Here is an 18924-nt window from a genome sequence, read left to right as displayed (position 1 = left end):
ATGGCGCATCAGGACCTGCGAGACGGGCGCCCATGCGCTAGAATCGCCCCTTTGCCCGGATATGATGCGAGACTCGCCGTGCGTGACTCGCCGTAATCGAGACGCTGGCAGGCATACCCGGGCAAGGATTTGATTGTACAAGACATGTACCAGCTGCAATAATTTGTAGCAATTTATTCGACAAGTGGGCCACACCATGACCGAAGCACTCGCCGAACACTATCGCCAGATCATCCTGGGCCTCGGGGAAGACCCCGAGCGGGAAGGGCTGCGCGACACCCCCAAGCGTGCCGCCAAGGCGATGCAGTTCCTGACCCGGGGCTACGAGCAGTCCCTGGAGACCCTGGTCAACGGTGCCGTCTTCGAGTCCGAGACCGATGAGATGGTGCTGATCAAGGACATCGAGCTCTATTCCCTGTGCGAGCACCATCTGCTGCCCTTTATCGGCAAGTGCCATATCGCCTACCTGCCCAGCGGCAGGGTGCTGGGGCTCTCCAAGTTCGCGCGCATCGTCGATATGTATGCCCGGCGCATGCAGATCCAGGAGAACCTGACGCGCCAGATTGCCGAGGCGGTGCAGCAGGTGACCCAGGCGCGTGGCGTGGCCGTGGTGATCGAGGCCAAGCATATGTGCATGATGATGCGCGGCGTGGAGAAGCAGAATTCGAGCATGACCAGCTCGGTGATGCTGGGCGCCTTCCGTGAGAATGCCCCGACCCGTCAGGAATTCCTGACCCTGATCAACGGTCGCTAAGCCGGAGCCTTGCCATGCCCATGCACTCCCTGAATGATCAGCACCTCGATCATGATCTGGCCACCATCCGCATCAAGAACCTGCGGCTGCGCACCTATATCGGCATCAAGGAAGAGGAGATCGCCAACCGCCAGGACGTGGTGATCAATGCGGTGATTCGCTATCGGGCCGCCCGGGCGGTGCAGTTCAACCATATCGATCAGGCTCTCAACTACCGCACCATCACCAAGCATGTGATCGCCCATGTGGAGGAGAATCGTTTCCTGCTGCTGGAGCGCATGACCCGCGAGGTGCTGGATATCATCATGTCCTATGATCAGGTGCTGACGGCCCAGGTGGAGATCGACAAGCCCCATGCGCTGCGCTTCGCCGATTCCGTCTCCATTACTCTCTCCGACTCTCGGGAGCTTCCTGCCCGCCGTCCCGAGTAGCGTGATCGAATCGGCGCCTTTCGGGGTTGGTGCCAGGGCCGATTCGTCTTAGCATGGGGGGAGAAGCCCCTATCCAAGGAGACTCGCCTTGAATGGCGACATCATTGCCTTCGACGACGCGACCCAAGAGGGCGAGATCGCGGCCAGTGACGGCCGCCACTACCTCTTCGACCTGAGTGGCTGGCGAGGCAGGGGCCTGCCCGCCGCCGGCCAGGAAGTAACCTTTACCCCCCGTGATGGGCAAGCGGTGCAGGTGATCCTGCGTCCCGCGCCTCAGTTGCGTGCCCGAGCCGCCCAGCGAGAGGAGGGGGCGGGGCGCCCCCGCTATTCCGGCTGGAGCCTGGGCGGTCTGCTGCTGGCCTTTCTCTCCCTGTTTCTCGACGGACAGGTGCCACTGCTGGCCGCCGCCGCGGCGGCCTGTGCCTGGTGGGGCCTGCGCCAGGTCCAGCGCGATCCGGTCCGCTATCGGGGCCGGCTGTTCAGCTGGCTGGCGATTGCCCTGGCACTGCTGGTGGCGGTGCTGGGCGCCCTGGTCGCCCCCTCTGCGGCGGTGCCGGTAAGCTAGGCGCCGCCGGAATCCCCTTTTCTCTCGGCGGCCTGGGTCGCCGGCTTCCCGGGAAGGAGCAAACACGATGCAATCCCTGCAAGAGAGTACCCTCTATCGACCCTTCGCCTATATCGACGGCAGCTGGGTGGCCGCCGACAGTGGCGAGCAGATCGCCGTGACCAACCCGGCCACCGGCGAGCAGATCGGTCAGGTACCCCGCCTGGGGCGCGGCGAGACCGAACGCGCCATCGAGGCCGCCGAGGCGGCCTTTCCCGCCTGGCGGGCCCTGACCGCCCTGGAGCGTGCCGATATCCTGATGAAGTGGCACGACCTGATGCTGGAGCATCAGGACGAGCTGGCCTGGATCATGACCCTGGAGCAGGGCAAGCCCCTGGCCGAGGCCGCCGGCGAGATCGCCTATGCCGCCAGCTTCCTGCGCTGGTTCGCCGAGCAGGCGCGGCGGGTCTCCGGCGAGACCCTGCCCGCCGCCAAGCCCAATCAGCGTATCCTGGTGACCAAGCAGCCGGTGGGGGTGGTGGGGGCCATTACCCCCTGGAACTTCCCCGCCGCCATGATCACCCGCAAGGCCGGTGCCGCCCTGGGGGCGGGCTGCCCCATCGTCATCAAGCCGGCCAGCCAGACGCCTTTCTCGGCCACGGCCCTGGCGCTGCTGGCGGAGTGGGCCGGGGTGCCCCGGGGCGTCTTCAACGTGGTGCCGGGCAAGGCCAGCGAGATCGCCGCGGCCCTGACCGACTCCCCGGCGGTGCGCAAGATCACCTTCACCGGCTCCACCGAGGTGGGACGCACCCTGATGGCCCAGGCCTCCCGGCATATCCAGAAACTCTCCCTGGAGCTGGGTGGCAATGCGCCCTTTATCGTCTTCGAGGATGCCGACCTGGATGCCGCCGTCGAGGGCGCCATGGCCGCCAAGTTCCGCAACGCCGGCCAGACCTGCGTCTGCACCAACCGCTTCCTGGTCCAGACCAGCGTGATCAACGCCTTCTGCGAGAAGCTGGCGGCGGCCATGAACAGCGAGCTCAGGGTGGGTGACGGCACCGAGGAGGGCGTCAATATCGGGCCGCTGATCGATGACAAGGCGGTGGCCAAGGTCTCCGAGCATGTCCACGATGCCGTGGACAAGGGCGCCGAGCTGCTGCTGGGGGGCAACCCCCACCCGCTGGGCGGCAACTTCTTCACCCCGACCCTGATCAACTTCGCCAGTGCCGAGATGACGGTGGCCAGCGAGGAGACCTTCGGGCCCCTGGCGGCGGTCTTCCCCTTCGAAGACGAGGAGGACGCCGTGGCCCAGGCCAATGACACCGAGTATGGCCTGGCGGCCTACTTCTACTCCCGGGACCTGAGCCGGGTGTGGCGGATCGCCGAGGCCCTGGAATACGGCATGGTGGGCATCAATACCGGGCTGATCTCCAATGCCGCGGCGCCCTTCGGCGGGGTCAAGGCCTCCGGCCTGGGTCGCGAGGGCGGCCATCAGGGCATGGAGGAGTTCCTGGAGACCAAGTACCTGTGCATGGAGCTGGAGTAACTCCCTAGTCACTTGATATTTCAGAAACGCAGCAGGCCCCCACTCGGGGGCCTGCTGCGTTTCAGGGCATAAAAAACCCCGCCGGCGAACCGGCGGGGTCGATCAGGCGGGTTGCCCGGGTCGGCTTACATCATGCCGCCCATGCCACCCATGCCACCCATGTCCGGAGCGGCGGCTTCTTTCTCTTCCGGATCATCGGCCACCATGCACTCGGTGGTGATCATCAGGCCAGCCACGGAACCGGCGGACTGCAGGGCAGAGCGGGTCACCTTGGCCGGATCCAGGACGCCCATCTCGAAGAGGTCGCCGAATTCACCGGTCTGGGCGTTGTAACCGAAGTTACCCTCGCCGTCCTTGACGCGGTTGATGACCACGGAGGCCTCTTCGCCGGCGTTGGTGACGATCTGACGCAGCGGGGCTTCCATGGCGCGCAGGGCCAGGGTGATACCGTGGGTCTGGTCGTCGTTGTCACCGGTCAGGCCGGCCACCTTGGTCAGCACGCGCACCAGGGCGGTACCGCCACCAGGCACCACGCCTTCCTCGACGGCGGCACGGGTGGAGTGCAGGGCGTCTTCGACGCGAGCCTTCTTCTCCTTCATCTCCACTTCGGTGGCGGCACCGACGCGGATCACGGCGACACCACCGGCCAGCTTGGCGACGCGCTCCTGGAGCTTCTCACGATCGTAGTCGGAGGAGGTCTCCTCGATCTGGGCGCGGATCTGGTTGACGCGGGCTTCGATATCGCCCTCGGCACCGGCGCCATCGATGATGGTGGTGTTCTCCTTGGACATGGTCACGCGCTTGGCGCTGCCCAGGTGGTCCAGGGTGGCCTGCTCGAGGTTCAGGCCCACTTCCTCGGAGATCACGGTGCCGTTGGTCAGGATGGCGATATCCTGCAGCATGGCCTTGCGACGATCGCCGAAGCCCGGCGCCTTGGCGGCGGCGACCTTGACGATGCCGCGCATGGTGTTGACCACCAGGGTGGCCAGGGCCTCGCCTTCGATGTCCTCGGCGATGATCACCAGCGGCTTGCCGGCCTTGGCGACGGCTTCCAGCACCGGCAGCAGTTCGCGGATGTTGGAGATCTTCTTGTCCACCAGCAGCAGGAAGGGATCTTCCAGCTCGACGGCCATGGTGTCCTGGTTGGTGACGAAGTACGGGGAGAGGTAGCCGCGATCGAACTGCATGCCCTCGACGACTTCCAGCTCGTCTTCGAAGCCACGGCCCTCGTCGACGGTGATCACGCCTTCCTTGCCGACCTTCTCCATGGCCTCGGCGATGATCTCGCCGATGCGTGCGTCGCCGTTGGCGGAGATGGTGCCGACCTGGGCGATCGCCTTGGAGTCGGTGCAGGGCACGGCCAGGGCCTGGATCTCCTTGACCGCGGCGATCACGGCCTTGTCGATGCCGCGCTTGAGGTCCATCGGGTTCATGCCGGCGGTCACGCCCTTGAGGCCTTCATTGACGATGGCCTGAGCCAGCACGGTGGCGGTGGTGGTGCCGTCGCCGGCCACGTCGGAGGTCTTGGAAGCGACTTCCTTGACCATCTGCGCGCCCATGTTCTCGAACTTGTCCTTGAGTTCGATCTCCTTGGCCACGGAGACGCCGTCCTTGGTGACGGTGGGGGCGCCGAAGGACTTCTCCAGCACCACGTTGCGGCCCTTGGGTCCCAGGGTGGCCTTCACGGCGTTGGCGAGGACGTCCACGCCACGAGCCATGCGCTTACGGGCGTCGTCGGAAAACTTGACCTGTTTCGCTGCCATTTTCGTTACTTCCTATGCATCGGTTGTCAAACAAGAACGCAAACGTCGTTTGGCGGGCTCTGGGGCTTAGCCTTCCACCACGGCGAGGATATCGGACTCGCTCATGATCAGGACTTCTTCGCCGTCGATCTTCTGTTTCTCGACGCCGAAGCCCTCCTTGAAGATCACGGTGTCGCCGACCTTGACGTCCAGGGGGCGCACTTCGCCGTTATCGAGAATCCGGCCGTTACCGACGGCGAGAACCTCGCCACGTGTCGGCTTTTCCTGGGCGTTGCCCGGAAGCACGATGCCGCCAGCGGTCTTCTGTTCTTCTTCCACGCGACGGATGACGACGCGATCGTGCAGAGGACGGATGTTCATTGCTCACGTACTCCTGATGGTTGGCTATGTCACGCCTGGCGTGACGGTGGTCGTTATCGGCTCCGCAGCGGGGCCGCGAAGTGAAGGCGAATGCCTTCCGTGTCATTGGCCCGGCGCCGGGGCGCCGAGCCGAAACCGTTGCTAGCCCAACAGTGGGGGCGGGCGAATGGCTTTCAAGGCCCCGGAGGAAAATTTTTTCATCCGAGCGCACTCAGCGGCGCGCGTCGCCCCGGGGAATAAAGTCACCCTCCAGGGGGCCGTCCTCGGGGGTGGTCCGCGCACTCTGCTCGCCGCTATCCCGTCCGGCCTGGTGCCAGTCGTCGGCCGGGCGGCGCTGGTGGCCGCCGGCGCCCATCGAGGCGGCCTGGAAGCGCAGCCCGAGACGCGCCAGTCCCTTGCCGAGCAGTCGCCGGGCATCGGGGATCAGGCACAGCAGGCCCAGGCCGTCGGAGACAAAGCCCGGCGCCATCAGCAGGGCCCCCCCGAAGATCAGGGCCGCCCCGGTGAGCAGCTCGCCGGTGGGGACTTCGCCGCGAGCGAAGCGTTCCTGGGCTCGGGCCAGGGTGGCCACGCCCTCGCGGCGGATCAGGTGCAGGCCGATAACGCCGGTGGCCAGCACCATCAGTAGGGTGGTCAGCAGGCCGATCTGGCTGCCCACCGAGAAGAGGATCACGAAGTCGAGCAGGGCGAAGAGGGTAAAGAAGAGCAGAAACGGCATGGGGCCTCCGGGCATCGCAATAGCCAGGAGATGGGGGGAGGCGTGAGGGTTTTCAAGGCGCCGCCTGGGCGATCTCACCTGGGCGTGCTAGCTTATATAGGTTGCTGCATTGCACAAAATTACGGGCGGGCGGGTTCCCCCGCGCCGCTCCCTGACGATGAGGAGAAGACGGATGTCGACGGACAAGACGGTGATCGCCATTACCGGTGGCGCACGCGGGCTGGGGCTGGCGATGGCCCAGCGGCTGGGGCGCCAGGGGGCGCGACTGGCGCTGCTGGATCGCGAGGCCGAGACCCTGGATAGCGCCGTGGGGGCGCTGGCCGAGTCGGGTATCGAGGCCCAGGCCTTCGTCGCCGATGTGGCCGACGAGGCCTCGGTGACCCAGGCCTTCGCCGATATCGCCGAGCGGATGGGCCCCGTGCAGGGACTGGTCAATAACGCCGGTATCACCCGCGACGGCCTGCTGATCAAGGCCAGGGACGGCAAGGTCGAGAAAGGCCTCTCCCTGAGCCAGTGGCGGCAGGTAATCGATGTCAATCTGACCGGCGTCTTCCTGTGTGGCCAGGCGGCGGCCCTGCAGATGGTCGAGGCGGGCCGGGGCGGGGTGATCGTCAATATCTCCAGCATCTCCCAGGCCGGCAACATGGGCCAGAGCAATTATGCCGCGGCCAAGGCCGGGGTGACGGCGCTGACCGTGACCTGGGCCAAGGAGCTGGCCCGTCACGGGGTGCGGGTGGGCGCCGTGGCGCCGGGCTTTATCAAAACCGAGATGACGGCGGCGATTCGCCCGGAAATGCTCGAGAAGATCGCCCGCGGCATTCCCCTGGGCAAGCTGGGGCAGCCGGAAGATATCGCCGAGAGCGTGGCTTTTATCTTCAATAATGCCTACTTCACCGGTCGGGTCATCGAATGCGATGGTGGCCTGAGGATCTGAGCTGTTTGCGAGAAATTGCCGAGGATCTTCGATACCGCTGGCTCTTTACCGGCTACCGGCCGGCTTATCGAAGGCGATGATGGCCTGAGGATCTGAGAAAGAAGGAAGAAGAAGCCCGGGGGCTGGTGCCCCCGGGAGCGGCTCAGAAGGCGAGCTGATCACGCATGGCCTCCACGGTGGCCGGACCGATGCCGCTGACCCGGGTCAGGTCATCGGGGTCGCTGAAAGGACCGTTGGTCTCGCGATCCTCGATGATGGCCTGGGCCTTGCTGGGCCCGATGCCGGGCAGTTCGGCCAGCATCTCCGCATCGGCCTGGTTGACATTGATCGGGGCCATCTCCTGGGCCAGGCTCAGCGGGGCCAGGCCCAGGAGCAGGGCGAATACCAGCCCCTTGAGGGTTGCGTTCATTGCCCATCCTCCCTAAGGGTTAGAGGGTTTGTGTAACCGACAGGTTACAAATTAACCCTAGCGCCTGACCTCTCCGGTGCTGTCAGCCTTTGGCGGTTTCTCCTATCGGCGATTGGCGGTGTCTGTCGGCCGACGCGGTCCGGTGCGGCTGGTATACTGAGGCGCCCATCAACGCGCCGAGGAGACGCCCGCCCCATGTCCACCGACTCCCCCCTGATCATCGCCCTGGATTTTCCCTCTCTGGATGCCGCCCTGTGCCTGGCGGACCGGCTCGACCCGAGCCGCTGCCGGCTCAAGGTGGGCAAGGAGCTGTTTACCCGCAGTGGCCCGGATGTGCTGGAGGCCCTGCATGGCCGCGGCTTCGAGGTGTTCCTCGATCTCAAGTTTCACGATATTCCCAATACCGTGGCCGGCGCCGTCCAGGCGGCGGCGGAACAGGGTGTCTGGATGGTCAATGTGCATGCCGGCGGCGGGCGCCGCATGATGGAGGCGGCTCGCGAGCGCCTCGACCGGCACGGTCTCGCGACTCACCTGATCGCGGTGACCGTCTTGACCAGCATGGAGGCGGCCGACCTCGCCGAGGTGGGGGTGAGCGTCGCGCCGGCCGAGCAGGTCGAGCGCCTGGCGCAGTTGGCTCAGGCCAGCGGCATGAACGGTGTGGTCTGCTCGGCCCAGGAATCGGCGCGGCTGCGGGAGCTATGCGGCGAGGCGTTCCTCAAGGTGACGCCGGGGATTCGTCCCAGCTTCGCCGAGGCGGGGGATCAGCGGCGCATCCTGAGCCCGGCCCAGGCCATGGCGGCGGGCAGTACGCACCTGGTGGTGGGGCGGCCGGTGACCCAGGCCGAGGACCCCATGGCGGCCCTGGCCGCTATCGAGGCCGAACTGGCCGAAGCCTGACGCCGTCCCTTCGTTACTCCCCCTCGGTGCCGGTGCAGTCACTCTCCCTCGATACCGGTGACCGGTTTGGTGGTGCCCCAGTCGCGGCAGCTGGGGCATTGCCAGTGCAGGCGCTCTCCCGAGAAACCGCAGCGCCGACAGCGGAAACGCGGGTGCCGGGCCAGCAGCGCCTCGGTGTGCTGCTTGAGCAGCTCGACGCGCTCGCGTTCCTCGGCGTCGGCGCTGCGCGCATAGAGATCCATCAGGTAGTCCAGCGCCCGCAGGCTGGGAGTCCGCAACAGCTGCTCGCGAATCAGTGCCTCGGCGGCGGCATTGCCCTCGTGGTGCTGGCGGCTCCTGGCGAGGGCCAGCAGGGCGCTGGTAAAGGGCGCGCGTTCGATCAGGGTCGTGAGGTAGTCCTCGAATCCCCGGGGATCTGCCAGGCGGCGATAGGCCTCCGCCAGGGGCTCCAGGATAATGGGGCTGAAGTCGAGGTCCTGGTCGGGGATCCGCTTAAGCAGCTTGGCCTCGGCCTTGTAGTGCCCGGTGTCATGCTCCAGCCGGGCGAGTAGCCAGGTGGCGCGCACGCATTGTGGGTCAATGCCGAGCGCCTGGCGCAGCTGCTTGCGAGCGGGGCCGGGGCTGGCCTGCTGGAGTGCCTGCTCGGCCAGCTCGCAGAGCCAGTGACCGGCGGCGCGGCGCAGCTCCTCCTGCTCGCGGACCAGTTCCGGTACCGCCACCTCCAGGGCCGCCTGCCAGGCCTTCTCCCGTTCCAGCAGGTCGACCAGTAAGCGCTTGGCGGCCAGGCGCAGTTCTGCGTCCTGAGCCTCGCGGGTGATCCCCTGGAGCAGCCGCTCGGCGCGGTCGTGCAGGCCGAGCTTGAGGAAGTCCCGGGCCAGCTCCAGCTGCACCCGTTGCCCTTGAGCGGGGGTCAGGGCGGGGCGGGCCAGCAGGTTCTGGTGAATCTTCACCGAGCGATCGGCTTCGCCCCGGGCGCGAAACAGGCTGCCCAGGGCGATATGGGTGTCGATGGTGTCGCTGTTGACTTCCAGGGCGCTGACGAAGGTCTCGATGGCCCGGTCGGGCTCTTCGTTGAGCAGGTAGTTGAGGCCCACGAAGTAGTCACGGGAGAGGCGTGTCTGGGAGGCCGTCTCGTCGTTGCCAGCCACGCTGCGCCGGCCCAGCCACCAGCCGATGGCGACCGCTGCCAACAACAGGGCCAGCAGCAGAAGGTCCATCATTTACGGCAGTTCCTTGAGCTCCTGGACGCGCAGCTGGTCCAGCTCCTTGCGTTGCTGCTGGTTGTGTCGCTGGGCGCGGGTCAGCCGAGTGCGCAGGCGCAGGTAGACGCCACTCATGGCCAGCATGCCCAGCAATACGCCGCAGGTCAGGGCGGCCAGCAGCCAGACCGACAGCGAGGCGGGCGGCAGGTCGAGCCAGATCAGGTTGAGGGGCACGGCCTGCTGGTTATTGACGGCAAAGAGAATGCCGACCAGCAGCACCAGGATCAGGATGACGGCTAGGATCACGCCTTTTATCCAACGCATGGAGCTTCCTTCGATCTTGTCTGTCGTCATGGCGCGGGGCGCCCTTCGCCCTCAGTACCCCAGGGCACGGCTGGCATTGACCTGCTCGCGCAGCTCCTTGCCGGGCTTGAAGTGTGGCACGAATTTACCGTCCAAGGCGACCGGGTCGCCGGTCTTGGGATTGCGGCCGACGCGTGGCTCCCGGTAGTGCAGGGAGAAGCTGCCGAAGCCGCGGATCTCGACCCGCCCCCCGTCGGCCAGGGCATTGGTGATGTCGTCGAGAATGATGCGTACGGCGGCCTCGACTTCCTTGATCGACAGCTCTGGCTGTCGCATGGCGATCTGCTCGATCAACTCGGACTTGGTCATCGGCGATTCTCCAAGGGCAATGCCGGGTCTGCGGTTCTTGTTTGTTCTCAGCATACTGTGCAAATCGTGATAAAACAACGAACTACAACACAGTGGTCGAGGTGGGCCGGCGGCGGTCGGGTTTCTGCTTGTCGGCGCCACCTCGGTTATACTGTCGCCACACCCATCGAAGACTTGTCCGAGGTTCTCCCTTGAGCGAAGTGACCCCCTCCGAAGACGTCGAACGCAAGCGGCTCCATTGGCACTCCCGGCGTGGGATGTGGGAGCTGGATCTGCTGCTGCTCCCCTTTCTCGAGGCCCGCTATGACGGCCTGGATGCCGACGACCGCGCCGCCTACCGGGCCCTGCTCGAGGAAGAGGATCAGGATCTGTTCGTCTGGCTGATGCGCCGCGAGCCTCCCGAGGCGCCGGCGATGCGGCGCATCGTCGCGCAGATCATCGAGCATGCCGAGCTCGGCGATCGCGATCAGTTTCGCGCCCTCTAGGTGGGCGCTGCTGCCGCCGCTGCTGAGCGGCGGTGGCGTTCTCCTGCTGTTGGTCTGGCAAGCGCCGCCGGGGATCGTCGCCCTGGCGGCGCTGTCGTTGGTGGTCGGGCTGGGGTGGCTGGCCCGGCGGCGGCCGCGGGGGCGGCTGCGCTTCGTGCCGCTGGGCCATGGCGGGGAGTGGCAGTGGGCCGAGCCGCGGGGCGAATGGCGGCGAGTCCGCCTGGACTGCGACTACCTGGGGCCCTGGTTGATCGGCCTGCGCCTGGGGGCGCGACGGCTCTGGGTATGGCCGGATAGCGCCGCCCCCGAGGCGCGGCGTCGGCTGCGGCGGTGGCTGGTCGTGCGTCGCGGGATGAGCTAGTCGAGCGCGTCCAGTCCGATAAAGGAGGGCCGGGGGTCGGCGGCGCCGCTCGGGCAGTCGCGGTTGTAATGCAACCCCCGGGATTCCCGGCGTGCCTGGGCCAGGCGCACGGTAAGGCGGGCCAGGCGCAGCGAGTGCCAGAGGCTGGCCAGGGCCACGGTGGGGGCATGATGCCGCCACTCGGCGCTCACCCGCTCGCCGAGTTCACGCAGCCGCGCCTCGGCCTCGGCCAGGCCGGCGTCGTCGCGAACGATGGCCACGCGCCGGCTCATGATCTCGCCCAGCTCGCCCTGGAGGGCGGCGACACGTGACGCCGCGGGGGGCTCGCCGCGGGAGGACGCCGCCGGTCGTGGCGCCTGCCATTCACGAGGCGCTCGGCGCAGGACCCGAGCCGCGGCCCGGGCGAACACCAGGCACTCCAGCAGCGAGTTGCTGGCCATGCGGTTGGCGCCGTGCAGGCCGGTGGCCGCCACCTCGCCGATGGCATAGAGGTGGACCACCTCGGTGGCGCCATTCAGGTCGGTGACCACGCCGCCGCAGCTGTAGTGGGCGGCGGGCACCACCGGAATCGGCGCCCGGGTGATATCCAGGCCGCGGGCCAGGCAGTGCGCCTGGATGGTGGGAAAGAGGCGGCGGATCGTCGCGGCCGGCAGGTGGCTGATATCCAGCCAGACATGCTCGCCGCCTTCGCGTTGCATCTGGGCGTCGATGGCCCGGGCGACGATATCCCGCGGTGCCAGCTCGGCCCGATCATCGAGGGCCGGCATAAAGCGTTCGCCGGCCAGGTTGCGCAGGATGCCGCCCTCGCCGCGCACCGCCTCGCTGATCAGGAAGGGGGCGCCCTGGGGGTCATAGAGGCAGGTGGGGTGGAACTGCTGAAATTCCAGGTTCATCAGCGGGGCGCCCAGCTCGGCGGCCATCAGCATGCCCTCGCCCCGGGTCGGGGCGGGGCTGGTGGTGTGACGATAGAGGCCGCTGGCGCCACCGCTGGCCAGCACCGTGTCGCCGGCCAGCAGGAGGGTCTCTTGTCCTCGATCGTCCAGGCAGCGGGCGCCGCGGCAGGCGCCGTGGGCGTCCCGAAGCAGGCCGATGGCGGTGAGCGACGGGCACAGGGTGATGCGCGGGTGGGCCTGGGCCCGGGCGACCAGGGTCTCGATGACCGCGCGTCCGGTGGCGTCCGCGGCGTGGATGATGCGCCGGGCGCCGTGGCCGCCTTCGCGGGTCAGGTGGTAGGGGTAGGGGGCCTCGGGGCGCGGGTCCGGAGTAAAAGGCACGCCGAGGGCGAGCAGCCAGTCGATGGCCTCGGGCCCCTGGGTCACGGTGAAGCGCACCGCGGCCTCGTCGCACAGGCCGGCCCCCGCCACCAGGGTATCCGCCACATGGGATTCGATATCGTCGTCGGGGGCCAGCACGGCGGCGATGCCACCCTGGGCCCAGCGGCTGGCGCCGGCGTCATCGCTGGCCGGTCGCAGCAGGGTGACCGGGCGATGATCGGCCAGGTCCAGCGCCAGGGCCAGGCCGGCGACGCCGCCGCCGATGACCAGGACGCGTTCCGCGGGCGTCGTCATGGGTGGCCCTCCGTCTTGTCGATGACCGGGACGCATTCGGCGGCTGTCGTCATGGGCGGCCCTTCGTCCTGTCGATGATCTGGGGATGCCGCGCGGCGCGTCGCCGCAGGCGTCGGCTGGGGAGTCGCCGCAGCTTGCCTAGCTCCTCGGCCAGGGTCTGGGTCAGGCGCGCCAGTTCGCGATTCAGCCACAGGTAGCCGCTGGGGCTGAACAGCAGGCGGCCATCCTCGGTGCGTCCCCCCTGGGCCTGGTCGCCGTAGCGCTGCAGGTCGAAGGTGATGTCGTCCACCTGAATGGACTGACCGGTGCGCACCTGATAGGCCAGGCTGCCGAGGACCCGCGCCAGGCTATGCTGGGTTTCCCTGAGGCCCGTCATGGCGTCGATGCGCTCATGCCCCGAGCGGGTGTTCCAGTGACTCTCCAGCAGCAGCTCGATGGTGGAGAGCATACGCCGTTGCAGGGAGATCAGGTTGTCCAGATCGCGACGTCGCAGGCGCCCCTCGCTATGAATGGCATCGATCAGGCCGCGCTGCTTGACCAGCAGGCCGCTGGTGGTCTTGAGGGCCTCCCGGGCGGAGGGATCGACCCCGGCCGCGGCGCCGGTGTGGGCCTGGTAGAGCCGGGCCATGGTTTCCAGGTTGTCGGCCATCAGGAAGCGCAATACATCGGTGGCCTTCTGGGGCAGCAGCAGCAGGGTCACCGTCAGCCCCACGCAGGTGCCCAGCAGCACATCGAAGCCCCGCCACAGGGCCAGGGTCAGATCCTGGTGGCCGTCGCCGGCCACCAGCAGCAGGCTGATGGTAAACATCAGGCCGCCGTAAGCGTGACGCTTGCCGAAGGTGATATAGGTGGCCAGGGCGATGCCCAGCAGCAGCCAGCCGAGCAGCAGGCCCGGGGGCGGGTCGGGGATCAGGGTGATCAGGACGCCCCAGCCGACGCCGGTGACGGTGCCCAGCAGGCGTTGCTTGGCCTTGTCCAGGACGCCGCCGATATGCGGCAGGTTGCCCATCACCATGGCGGTGCTGACCAGGGCCCAACTGCCGTGGGGGATCGGCAAGAGCGTGATGGTCAGGTAGGTGATCGCTACCGCGGCGCAGATTCGCAGCGCATGAATGGGCCGTCGATGGCGGTAGTTGACGTAGGGGTCGCGAAGGCGAAACGATCTCATCGAGGAGTGCCCCGGAGCGAATGGCTCATCGAATCGATGATGGTGCCCGGAGCCGGGCTCGAACCGGCACGGTGTTGCCACCGAGAGATTTTAAGTCTCTTGCGTCTACCAATTTCGCCATCCGGGCGGGAGGTTCGAGCAGGGAAAATCAAGAAATGGAGGCTGGAGTCGGAATCGAACCGGCGTACACGGAGTTGCAGTCCGCTGCATGACCACTCTGCCATCCAGCCTCACTGAGTCGGGCCATTTCCATCACGCTTGCGTGAAAATGGAGCGGGAAACGAGATTCGAACTCGCGACCCTCGCCTTGGCAAGGCGATGCTCTACCACTGAGCTATTCCCGCCTGACTCGAGAGCGAATTATACGGATAACTGCGTGTCTGTCAAACAGTTATTGCGATCTTTCTTACATCGAGCGGCTCAGGTGCGGCCAGGCGGCACGCAGGTACTGGGCCATGGACCACAGGGTCAGGGCGGCGGCGGCATAGAGGGTCACGACCCCCAGCTGAGCCACCGGTGAACCGGGGAGGAAGCCCAGCAGCAGCAGCAGGGCCACCATCTGCAGGGTGGTCTTGACCTTGCCGATCCAGGAGACGGCCACCAGGCCGCGCTTGCCCATCTCGGCCATCCACTCCCGCAGCGCCGAGATGACGATCTCGCGGCCGATGATCACCAGCGCCGGCAGGGTCAGCCAGAGGCTCTCGTAGCGCTCGATCAGCAGGGCCAGGGCCACCGCCACCATCAGCTTGTCGGCCACCGGGTCGAGGAAGGCGCCGAAGGGGGTGGCCTGGTCCCAGCGCCGGGCCAGGTAGCCATCCAGCCAGTCGGTAATCGAGGCCAGGGCGAAGAGGGTCGCCGCCAAGGGCAGGCTCCAGCCATAGGGCAGGTAGAAGATGACCACCAGCAGGGGGATAAACGCGATGCGGGCCAGGGTGAGTAGGTTGGGGATATTCATCGTCGGGTCGCGTGTCCTTGCCGGAGAAGTCGAAAGGGCCATTCTACCCGCGGGGGCGGGGATCATCCATGCAGGGCCTGATAAATGGTCTCGGCGAGGGCGTCGCTGATGCCGGGCACCCGGGATAGCTCGTCGCGACTGGCCTGGCGGACGCCTTGCAGGCCGCCGAAGAAGCGCAGCAGCTCGCGACGCCGCTTGGGGCCCACGCCGGGGATCGCCTGCAGGGTCGAGGTGCGACGGGCCTTGTCGCGCTTGGCGCGATGGCCGGCGATGGCGTAGCGGTGGGATTCGTCGCGAATATGCTGAATCAGGTGCAGGGCCGGGGAGTCCGCCTCCAGGGCCAGGGGGCGCTCGGCCCCTTCCAGGAAGAGGGTCTCCAGTCCCGCCTTGCGGGTGCTGCCCTTGGCGACCCCCAGCAGGCGAATCTCGCTCAGGCCATGCGCCTCCAGCACCTCGCGGGCCATGCGCAGTTGCCCCTTGCCGCCATCCACCACCAGGAGGTCGGGGCGCTTGCCTTCGCCCTCGGCCAGGCGCTTGAAGCGCCGGCTCAAGGCCTGATGCATGGCGCCGTAATCGTCCCCGGGGGCGATGCCTTCGATGGCGTAGCGGCGATAGTCGGAGGTCAGCGGGCCATCGGGGCCGAAGGCCACGCAGGAGGCGATGGTCGCCTCGCCCTGGCTATGGCTGATATCGAAGCACTCCAGGCGGGTGGGGGCGGCCGCCAGGCCGAGGGCCTGGCGCAGGGCCTCGAAGCGTCGCGCCAGTTCCGTCTGGTTGGCCAGTTGAGTGGCCAGGTGCTGTTCGGCGTTGGTCTGGGCCAGTCCCAGCCACTGGGCGCGGTGGCCACGCACCTGATGGGTCAGGCGCACCCGGCGTCCGGCTTGCTGGCTCAGGGCGGCCTGGAGCAGGTCGGCATCCGGCAGGGCCAGGCCGGTGATCACCTCCTCGGGGACCTCCCGGGCGGAGCCCAGGTAATACTGGCTGACCAGCTCGCCGAGCAGCGCCTCCGGAGCCAGATCGAGGCCATTACCGGGGGTGTGGTGATTGACCCCCAGCATGCGCCCCTGGCGGATGGTGAGTACCGCCACGCAGAGCCCGCCGGGACGCTCCGCCAGGGCGAAGAGGTCGGCGTCGCCGCCACCGGTGTCCACGTACTGGCGGGCCTGGAGGCGGCGTAGCTGCTGAATCTGGTCGCGCAGTCGCGCCGCCTCCTCGAAGGCCAGCGCCTGGCTGGCGGCCTCCATGGCGCGAGTCAGTTCGTCGGTGACCTGCTCGCTCTTGCCGGAGAGGCAGAGCACCGCATGCTCCAGGTCGCGGCGGTAGCTGGCCTCGTCGATCAGCCCCACGCAGGGGGCGCTGCAGCGCTGAATCTGGTACTGCAGGCAGGGGCGCGAGCGATGGGCGAAGACGCTGTCTTCGCAGTTGCGGATGCGGAAGATCTTCTGCATCAGCGACAGACTCTCGCGCACCGCGCCACTGCTCGGATAGGGGCCCAGGTAGCGGCCGTCATCGCGGCGCCGCCGGGCGCGCTTGTACTCCAGTGCCGGATAGGGGTGGCGGTCGCTGACGAAGACGAAGGGGTAGGACTTGTCGTCCCGCAGCAGGATGTTATAGGGCGGACGCAGCTCCTTGATCAGGGTCTGCTCCAGCAGCAGGGCCTCGGTCTCGCTGTGGGTCAGGGTGACCCGGATATCGGCGATACGTGCCACCAGGGCCTGGGTCTTGGCGTTGAGGGTGCCACGGAAATAGCTGGCCAGCCGCGCCCTCAGGCGTTTGGCCTTGCCCACATAGAGGGTGTCGCCGGCGTCGTCATACATGCGGTAGACGCCGGGGCCCTGGCCGATGGTCTTGAGAAAGCGCTGGGAATCGAAACTCATGGAGGTCATGCCGCTGTGTCTGCGGCCAGCATACCAGAGTCGGAGACCTCGTGGCCTGTCGGTGCTGGCCGCTGGCTCGGCAGGCGCCGCTCCCGAGCCCCTGGATCGGCAAACAGCCTAGGAGTCGTTGGTCTGGTAGCCCTCTACGAGGCCATAGCGCAGCCCCAGGTGGGTCAGCTCCACGTCGGAGTGCACCTCGAGCTTCTCGAAGATGCGATAGCGGTAGGTGTTGACCGTCTTGGGGCTGAGGAAGAGGCGATCGGAAATATCGCTGACCTTGTGACAGTTGACGATCATCATCGCCACCTGCAGCTCGCGCTGGGAGAGCTGGTCGAAGGGGTTGTCCTGAATGCTGATCCGCGACAGGGCCAGGCGCTGGGCCATTTCCGGGCTGATATAGCGCTGACCGGCGAAGACGCTGCGCACGGCGTTGACCATCTCCGGCAGTTCGGTGCCCTTGGAGATAAAGCCGCTGGCGCCGGCATCCAGCAGGCGCTGGGCGAAGGCGTCTTCGAGGTAGGCGGTCAGCACCAGGACTCGGATATCGCTCATCCCCTTGATGATCTTGCGGGTGGCCTCTAGCCCGCCGATACCGGGCATGCGGATATCCATCAACACGATATCGGGACGGTGTTGACGGGCCTGGGCGATGGCTTCCTCGCCGTCGGCGGCTTCCGCCACCACCGTGATGCCCTCTTCGGCATCCAGCATCCGGGCGATGCTGGTGCGCACCAAGTGATGATCATCTGCGACAATGACCCTGATCAAAGCGTTACCCCGATGGCAGTTGAGTCGTCTCGATGACGGGCGTGTCGCGCCTCGTCCATGAAAGCCCAAGCTTAGCTTCATTTAGGGGCGCTATCTAGCAGGGGGAGGCCCCAAGATCAGCAAGTGACGATTAATTCCGAAAAAGGGGTTGACGGTTTCAGGAGGGGGGCGTAATATTCGCCTCGTCGCTGAGGGAGACGCCAGCAGCGACAGCCCGAATGACGCTACAGACATTCAGTGTGGGGCCTTAGCTCAGCTGGGAGAGCGCAACACTGGCAGTGTTGAGGTCAGCGGTTCGATCCCGCTAGGCTCCACCAACCGAATAGAAGAAAAGCCACCGCCTAGCGCGGTGGCTTTTTTCGTTGTTTCTGCTTTTGGCCGTTGCGATTCAGTGGGCGAGGCGCCAGGAGCGAACCAAGCAAGAGGCCGGCCCCTGCTAGGCAGGGGCCGGCCTCTTGCGTTACGGAGGGGGTGAGGCCTGTCTAGCCGTCCACCTTGCCCAGCAGCAGGAACTCCAGCAGCGCCTTCTGGGCATGTAGCCGGTTGCCGGCCTCCTGCCAGACCACGGCGCGGGGGTCATCGAGCAGGGTCTCGCTGATCTCCTCGCCGCGGTGGGCGGGCAGGCAGTGCAGGAAGAGGGCGTCCGGCTTGGCCAGATCGAGCAGCGCCTCGGTGACCTGGAGGTCGGCGAAGTCCCGCTCGCGCTTGGCCTGCTCCTCCTCCTGGCCCATGGAGGCCCACACATCGGTGGTCACCAGGTCGGCGTCAGCCACCGCCTGGCGAGGGTCGCGAACCAGGCTGACCCGGTCGCCGGCGGCGGCGAGGATATCCTCGCGGGGCTCGTAGCCTTCGGGGCAGCAGATGCGCAGCTGGAAGTCGAACTGGCGGGCGGCGTTGATCCAGGAATGGCACATGTTATTGCCGTCGCCGACCCACACCGCGGTCTTGCCGCGCACGTTGCCACGCAGCTCGGTCCAGGTCATCACATCGGCGAGCAGCTGGCAGGGGTGGTAGTCGTCGGTCAGGGCATTGATCACCGGCACGCTGCTGGCGGCGGCGAAGGCCTCCAGGCCCTGGTGGGAGAAGGTGCGGATCATCACCGCATCGACCATTTCCGAGAGCACCCGGGCGGTGTCGCCGACCGGCTCGCCACGCCCCAGTTGGGTGTCGCGGGACGAGAGGAAGAGGGCGTGGCCACCGAATTGCGCCATGGCGGTCTCGAAGGAGACCCGGGTGCGGGTCGAGGACTTCTCGAAGATCATCGCCAGGGTGCGGTTGGCGAAGGGCGTATAGGTGGGGCCCTGGGTCTTGAGGCCGGTCTTGATGGAGATGGCCCGACGAATCAGGTAGGCGAGCTCCTCGGGGCTCAGATCCAGCAGGGTCAGGAAATGGCGTGCCGCCATGGTGTCTCTCCGCGTAAAACGACCATCCTAGCTAGCCGGACGGTGTGGCGCAACGCGTGGGGGCAGGGTCATCGCCGTCGGAGTCGCTGAGGGGCGCTGGGGGCAGGAT

At 66.9% G+C, this 18924-nt stretch carries 21 protein-coding genes and 4 tRNA genes; 9 read left to right on the top strand and 16 right to left on the bottom strand.

Translation table 11 applies throughout. The features are described 5' to 3' along the window. Window positions 1-196: 196 nt before the first annotated feature. From folE to NFU04_RS08630, 4 genes are all read left to right on the top strand, one after another. On the top strand, window positions 197-754 hold the full coding sequence (gene folE, locus NFU04_RS08645; RefSeq protein ID WP_251309056.1) for a GTP cyclohydrolase I FolE: 558 nt from the start codon (window positions 197-199) through the stop codon (window positions 752-754). A 14-nt stretch (window positions 755-768) separates the two neighbouring features. Then, entirely contained in the window at window positions 769-1185 is a 417-nt protein-coding gene (gene folX, locus NFU04_RS08640; protein WP_251309055.1) for a dihydroneopterin triphosphate 2'-epimerase, read from the top strand. Between the two features lie 88 nt (window positions 1186-1273). Then, complete coding sequence (locus NFU04_RS08635; protein ID WP_251309054.1) at window positions 1274-1750, top strand: hypothetical protein; 477 nt, start codon at window positions 1274-1276, stop codon at window positions 1748-1750. Window positions 1751-1817: 67 nt separating this feature from the next. After that, complete coding sequence (locus tag NFU04_RS08630; RefSeq protein WP_251309053.1) at window positions 1818-3275, top strand: NAD-dependent succinate-semialdehyde dehydrogenase; 1458 nt, start codon at window positions 1818-1820, stop codon at window positions 3273-3275. A 125-nt stretch (window positions 3276-3400) separates the two neighbouring features. On the opposite strand, the gene groL is transcribed toward NFU04_RS08630, so the two are convergent. The 3 genes from groL to NFU04_RS08615 all read right to left on the bottom strand — a co-directional run bounded on the left by groL (window position 3401) and on the right by NFU04_RS08615 (window position 6116). Then, window positions 3401-5038 carry a chaperonin GroEL gene (gene groL, locus NFU04_RS08625; RefSeq protein ID WP_195859677.1) on the bottom strand — a complete coding sequence of 546 codons (1638 nt, stop codon included), beginning with the start codon at window positions 5036-5038 and terminating at the stop codon, window positions 3401-3403. 66 nt (window positions 5039-5104) lie between these two features. Further along, window positions 5105-5398, bottom strand: coding sequence for a co-chaperone GroES (locus tag NFU04_RS08620; protein ID WP_146802801.1), 294 nt, complete (start codon window positions 5396-5398; stop codon window positions 5105-5107). 211 nt (window positions 5399-5609) lie between these two features. After that, window positions 5610-6116 carry an FxsA family protein gene (locus NFU04_RS08615; RefSeq protein ID WP_251309052.1) on the bottom strand — a complete coding sequence of 169 codons (507 nt, stop codon included), beginning with the start codon at window positions 6114-6116 and terminating at the stop codon, window positions 5610-5612. A gap of 172 nt (window positions 6117-6288) precedes the next feature. Here NFU04_RS08615 and NFU04_RS08610 point away from each other — a divergent pair, with 172 nt between their 5' ends. Continuing rightward, entirely contained in the window at window positions 6289-7050 is a 762-nt protein-coding gene (locus tag NFU04_RS08610; RefSeq protein WP_251309051.1) for an SDR family oxidoreductase, read from the top strand. Between the two features lie 142 nt (window positions 7051-7192). Here the strand turns inward: NFU04_RS08610 and NFU04_RS08605 are convergent, their stop codons facing one another. Next, the gene (locus tag NFU04_RS08605) at window positions 7193-7459 is read right to left on the bottom strand and encodes a ComEA family DNA-binding protein (protein ID WP_251309050.1); all 267 of its coding nucleotides are present in this window, start codon (window positions 7457-7459) and stop codon (window positions 7193-7195) included. Between the two features lie 195 nt (window positions 7460-7654). Here NFU04_RS08605 and pyrF point away from each other — a divergent pair, with 195 nt between their 5' ends. Next, on the top strand, window positions 7655-8356 hold the full coding sequence (gene pyrF / locus NFU04_RS08600) for an orotidine-5'-phosphate decarboxylase (protein ID WP_251309049.1): 702 nt from the start codon (window positions 7655-7657) through the stop codon (window positions 8354-8356). 38 nt (window positions 8357-8394) lie between these two features. On the opposite strand, the gene lapB is transcribed toward pyrF, so the two are convergent. The 3 genes from lapB to NFU04_RS08585 are packed head-to-tail and all read right to left on the bottom strand — an operon-like array spanning window position 8395 to window position 10230. Next, window positions 8395-9576 carry a lipopolysaccharide assembly protein LapB gene (gene lapB / locus NFU04_RS08595; RefSeq protein ID WP_251309048.1) on the bottom strand — a complete coding sequence of 394 codons (1182 nt, stop codon included), beginning with the start codon at window positions 9574-9576 and terminating at the stop codon, window positions 8395-8397. Further along, a complete protein-coding gene (locus NFU04_RS08590) occupies window positions 9577-9882 on the bottom strand; it encodes a LapA family protein (RefSeq protein ID WP_251309047.1) in 306 nt (101 codons plus the stop codon). It lies immediately after the preceding gene. Window positions 9883-9933: 51 nt separating this feature from the next. After that, entirely contained in the window at window positions 9934-10230 is a 297-nt protein-coding gene (locus tag NFU04_RS08585; RefSeq protein WP_146802808.1) for an integration host factor subunit beta, read from the bottom strand. A gap of 191 nt (window positions 10231-10421) precedes the next feature. Here NFU04_RS08585 and NFU04_RS08580 point away from each other — a divergent pair, with 191 nt between their 5' ends. Both NFU04_RS08580 and NFU04_RS08575 read left to right on the top strand, forming a co-directional pair. Continuing rightward, window positions 10422-10715: an FAD assembly factor SdhE gene (locus NFU04_RS08580; RefSeq protein ID WP_459382075.1), complete on the top strand. Its 294-nt coding sequence runs from the start codon at window positions 10422-10424 to the stop codon at window positions 10713-10715. Continuing rightward, window positions 10675-11076 carry a protein YgfX gene (locus tag NFU04_RS08575; protein WP_251309046.1) on the top strand — a complete coding sequence of 134 codons (402 nt, stop codon included), beginning with the start codon at window positions 10675-10677 and terminating at the stop codon, window positions 11074-11076. Before NFU04_RS08580 ends, NFU04_RS08575 begins: the two co-directional genes overlap by 41 nt. Here NFU04_RS08575 and nadB read toward each other — a convergent pair. From nadB to uvrY, 8 genes are all read right to left on the bottom strand, one after another. Next, the gene (nadB, locus tag NFU04_RS08570; RefSeq protein ID WP_251309045.1) at window positions 11073-12644 is read right to left on the bottom strand and encodes an L-aspartate oxidase; all 1572 of its coding nucleotides are present in this window, start codon (window positions 12642-12644) and stop codon (window positions 11073-11075) included. The two genes, NFU04_RS08575 and nadB, sit on opposite strands and share 4 nt — an antisense overlap. A 49-nt stretch (window positions 12645-12693) precedes the next feature. Next, entirely contained in the window at window positions 12694-13812 is a 1119-nt protein-coding gene (locus NFU04_RS08565; protein WP_251309044.1) for an FUSC family protein, read from the bottom strand. A 40-nt stretch (window positions 13813-13852) separates the two neighbouring features. Next, a tRNA-Leu gene (locus NFU04_RS08560) sits at window positions 13853-13939 on the bottom strand. 29 nt (window positions 13940-13968) lie between these two features. Further along, window positions 13969-14042 (bottom strand) — tRNA-Cys (locus NFU04_RS08555). Between the two features lie 39 nt (window positions 14043-14081). Further along, window positions 14082-14156 (bottom strand) — tRNA-Gly (locus NFU04_RS08550). A gap of 62 nt (window positions 14157-14218) precedes the next feature. Next, the gene (gene pgsA / locus NFU04_RS08545; RefSeq protein ID WP_146802813.1) at window positions 14219-14767 is read right to left on the bottom strand and encodes a CDP-diacylglycerol--glycerol-3-phosphate 3-phosphatidyltransferase; all 549 of its coding nucleotides are present in this window, start codon (window positions 14765-14767) and stop codon (window positions 14219-14221) included. A gap of 62 nt (window positions 14768-14829) precedes the next feature. Further along, window positions 14830-16644 carry an excinuclease ABC subunit UvrC gene (gene uvrC / locus NFU04_RS08540; protein WP_251309043.1) on the bottom strand — a complete coding sequence of 605 codons (1815 nt, stop codon included), beginning with the start codon at window positions 16642-16644 and terminating at the stop codon, window positions 14830-14832. 117 nt (window positions 16645-16761) lie between these two features. Beyond that, complete coding sequence (uvrY, locus tag NFU04_RS08535; protein ID WP_146802814.1) at window positions 16762-17412, bottom strand: UvrY/SirA/GacA family response regulator transcription factor; 651 nt, start codon at window positions 17410-17412, stop codon at window positions 16762-16764. Between the two features lie 241 nt (window positions 17413-17653). Here uvrY and NFU04_RS08530 point away from each other — a divergent pair. Then, a tRNA-Ala gene (locus tag NFU04_RS08530) sits at window positions 17654-17729 on the top strand. 165 nt (window positions 17730-17894) lie between these two features. Here the strand turns inward: NFU04_RS08530 and argF are convergent. After that, a complete protein-coding gene (gene argF, locus NFU04_RS08525) occupies window positions 17895-18815 on the bottom strand; it encodes an ornithine carbamoyltransferase (protein WP_251309042.1) in 921 nt (306 codons plus the stop codon). Between the last annotated feature and the right edge of the window lie 109 nt (window positions 18816-18924).

Source organism: Halomonas sp. NCCP-2165, assembly GCF_023708045.1.
Lineage (GTDB): Bacteria > Pseudomonadota > Gammaproteobacteria > Pseudomonadales > Halomonadaceae > Bisbaumannia > Bisbaumannia pacifica.
This window is presented reverse-complemented; position numbering and strand designations above follow the sequence as displayed.

Coding starts and splice junctions, on each gene's coding strand:
- folE (WP_251309056.1), top strand. CDS start 197: ATGACCGAAGCACTCGCCGAACACTATCGCCAGATCATCCTGGGCCTC.
- folX (WP_251309055.1), top strand. CDS start 769: ATGCCCATGCACTCCCTGAATGATCAGCACCTCGATCATGATCTGGCC.
- NFU04_RS08630 (WP_251309053.1), top strand. CDS start 1,818: ATGCAATCCCTGCAAGAGAGTACCCTCTATCGACCCTTCGCCTATATC.
- groL (WP_195859677.1), bottom strand. CDS start 5,038: ATGGCAGCGAAACAGGTCAAGTTTTCCGACGACGCCCGTAAGCGCATG.
- NFU04_RS08620 (WP_146802801.1), bottom strand. CDS start 5,398: ATGAACATCCGTCCTCTGCACGATCGCGTCGTCATCCGTCGCGTGGAA.
- NFU04_RS08615 (WP_251309052.1), bottom strand. CDS start 6,116: ATGCCGTTTCTGCTCTTCTTTACCCTCTTCGCCCTGCTCGACTTCGTG.
- NFU04_RS08610 (WP_251309051.1), top strand. CDS start 6,289: ATGTCGACGGACAAGACGGTGATCGCCATTACCGGTGGCGCACGCGGG.
- NFU04_RS08605 (WP_251309050.1), bottom strand. CDS start 7,459: ATGAACGCAACCCTCAAGGGGCTGGTATTCGCCCTGCTCCTGGGCCTG.
- pyrF (WP_251309049.1), top strand. CDS start 7,655: ATGTCCACCGACTCCCCCCTGATCATCGCCCTGGATTTTCCCTCTCTG.
- lapB (WP_251309048.1), bottom strand. CDS start 9,576: ATGATGGACCTTCTGCTGCTGGCCCTGTTGTTGGCAGCGGTCGCCATC.
- NFU04_RS08590 (WP_251309047.1), bottom strand. CDS start 9,882: ATGCGTTGGATAAAAGGCGTGATCCTAGCCGTCATCCTGATCCTGGTG.
- NFU04_RS08585 (WP_146802808.1), bottom strand. CDS start 10,230: ATGACCAAGTCCGAGTTGATCGAGCAGATCGCCATGCGACAGCCAGAG.
- NFU04_RS08575 (WP_251309046.1), top strand. CDS start 10,675: ATGCCGAGCTCGGCGATCGCGATCAGTTTCGCGCCCTCTAGGTGGGCG.
- nadB (WP_251309045.1), bottom strand. CDS start 12,644: ATGACGACGCCCGCGGAACGCGTCCTGGTCATCGGCGGCGGCGTCGCC.
- NFU04_RS08565 (WP_251309044.1), bottom strand. CDS start 13,812: ATGAGATCGTTTCGCCTTCGCGACCCCTACGTCAACTACCGCCATCGA.
- pgsA (WP_146802813.1), bottom strand. CDS start 14,767: ATGAATATCCCCAACCTACTCACCCTGGCCCGCATCGCGTTTATCCCC.
- uvrC (WP_251309043.1), bottom strand. CDS start 16,644: ATGAGTTTCGATTCCCAGCGCTTTCTCAAGACCATCGGCCAGGGCCCC.
- argF (WP_251309042.1), bottom strand. CDS start 18,815: ATGGCGGCACGCCATTTCCTGACCCTGCTGGATCTGAGCCCCGAGGAG.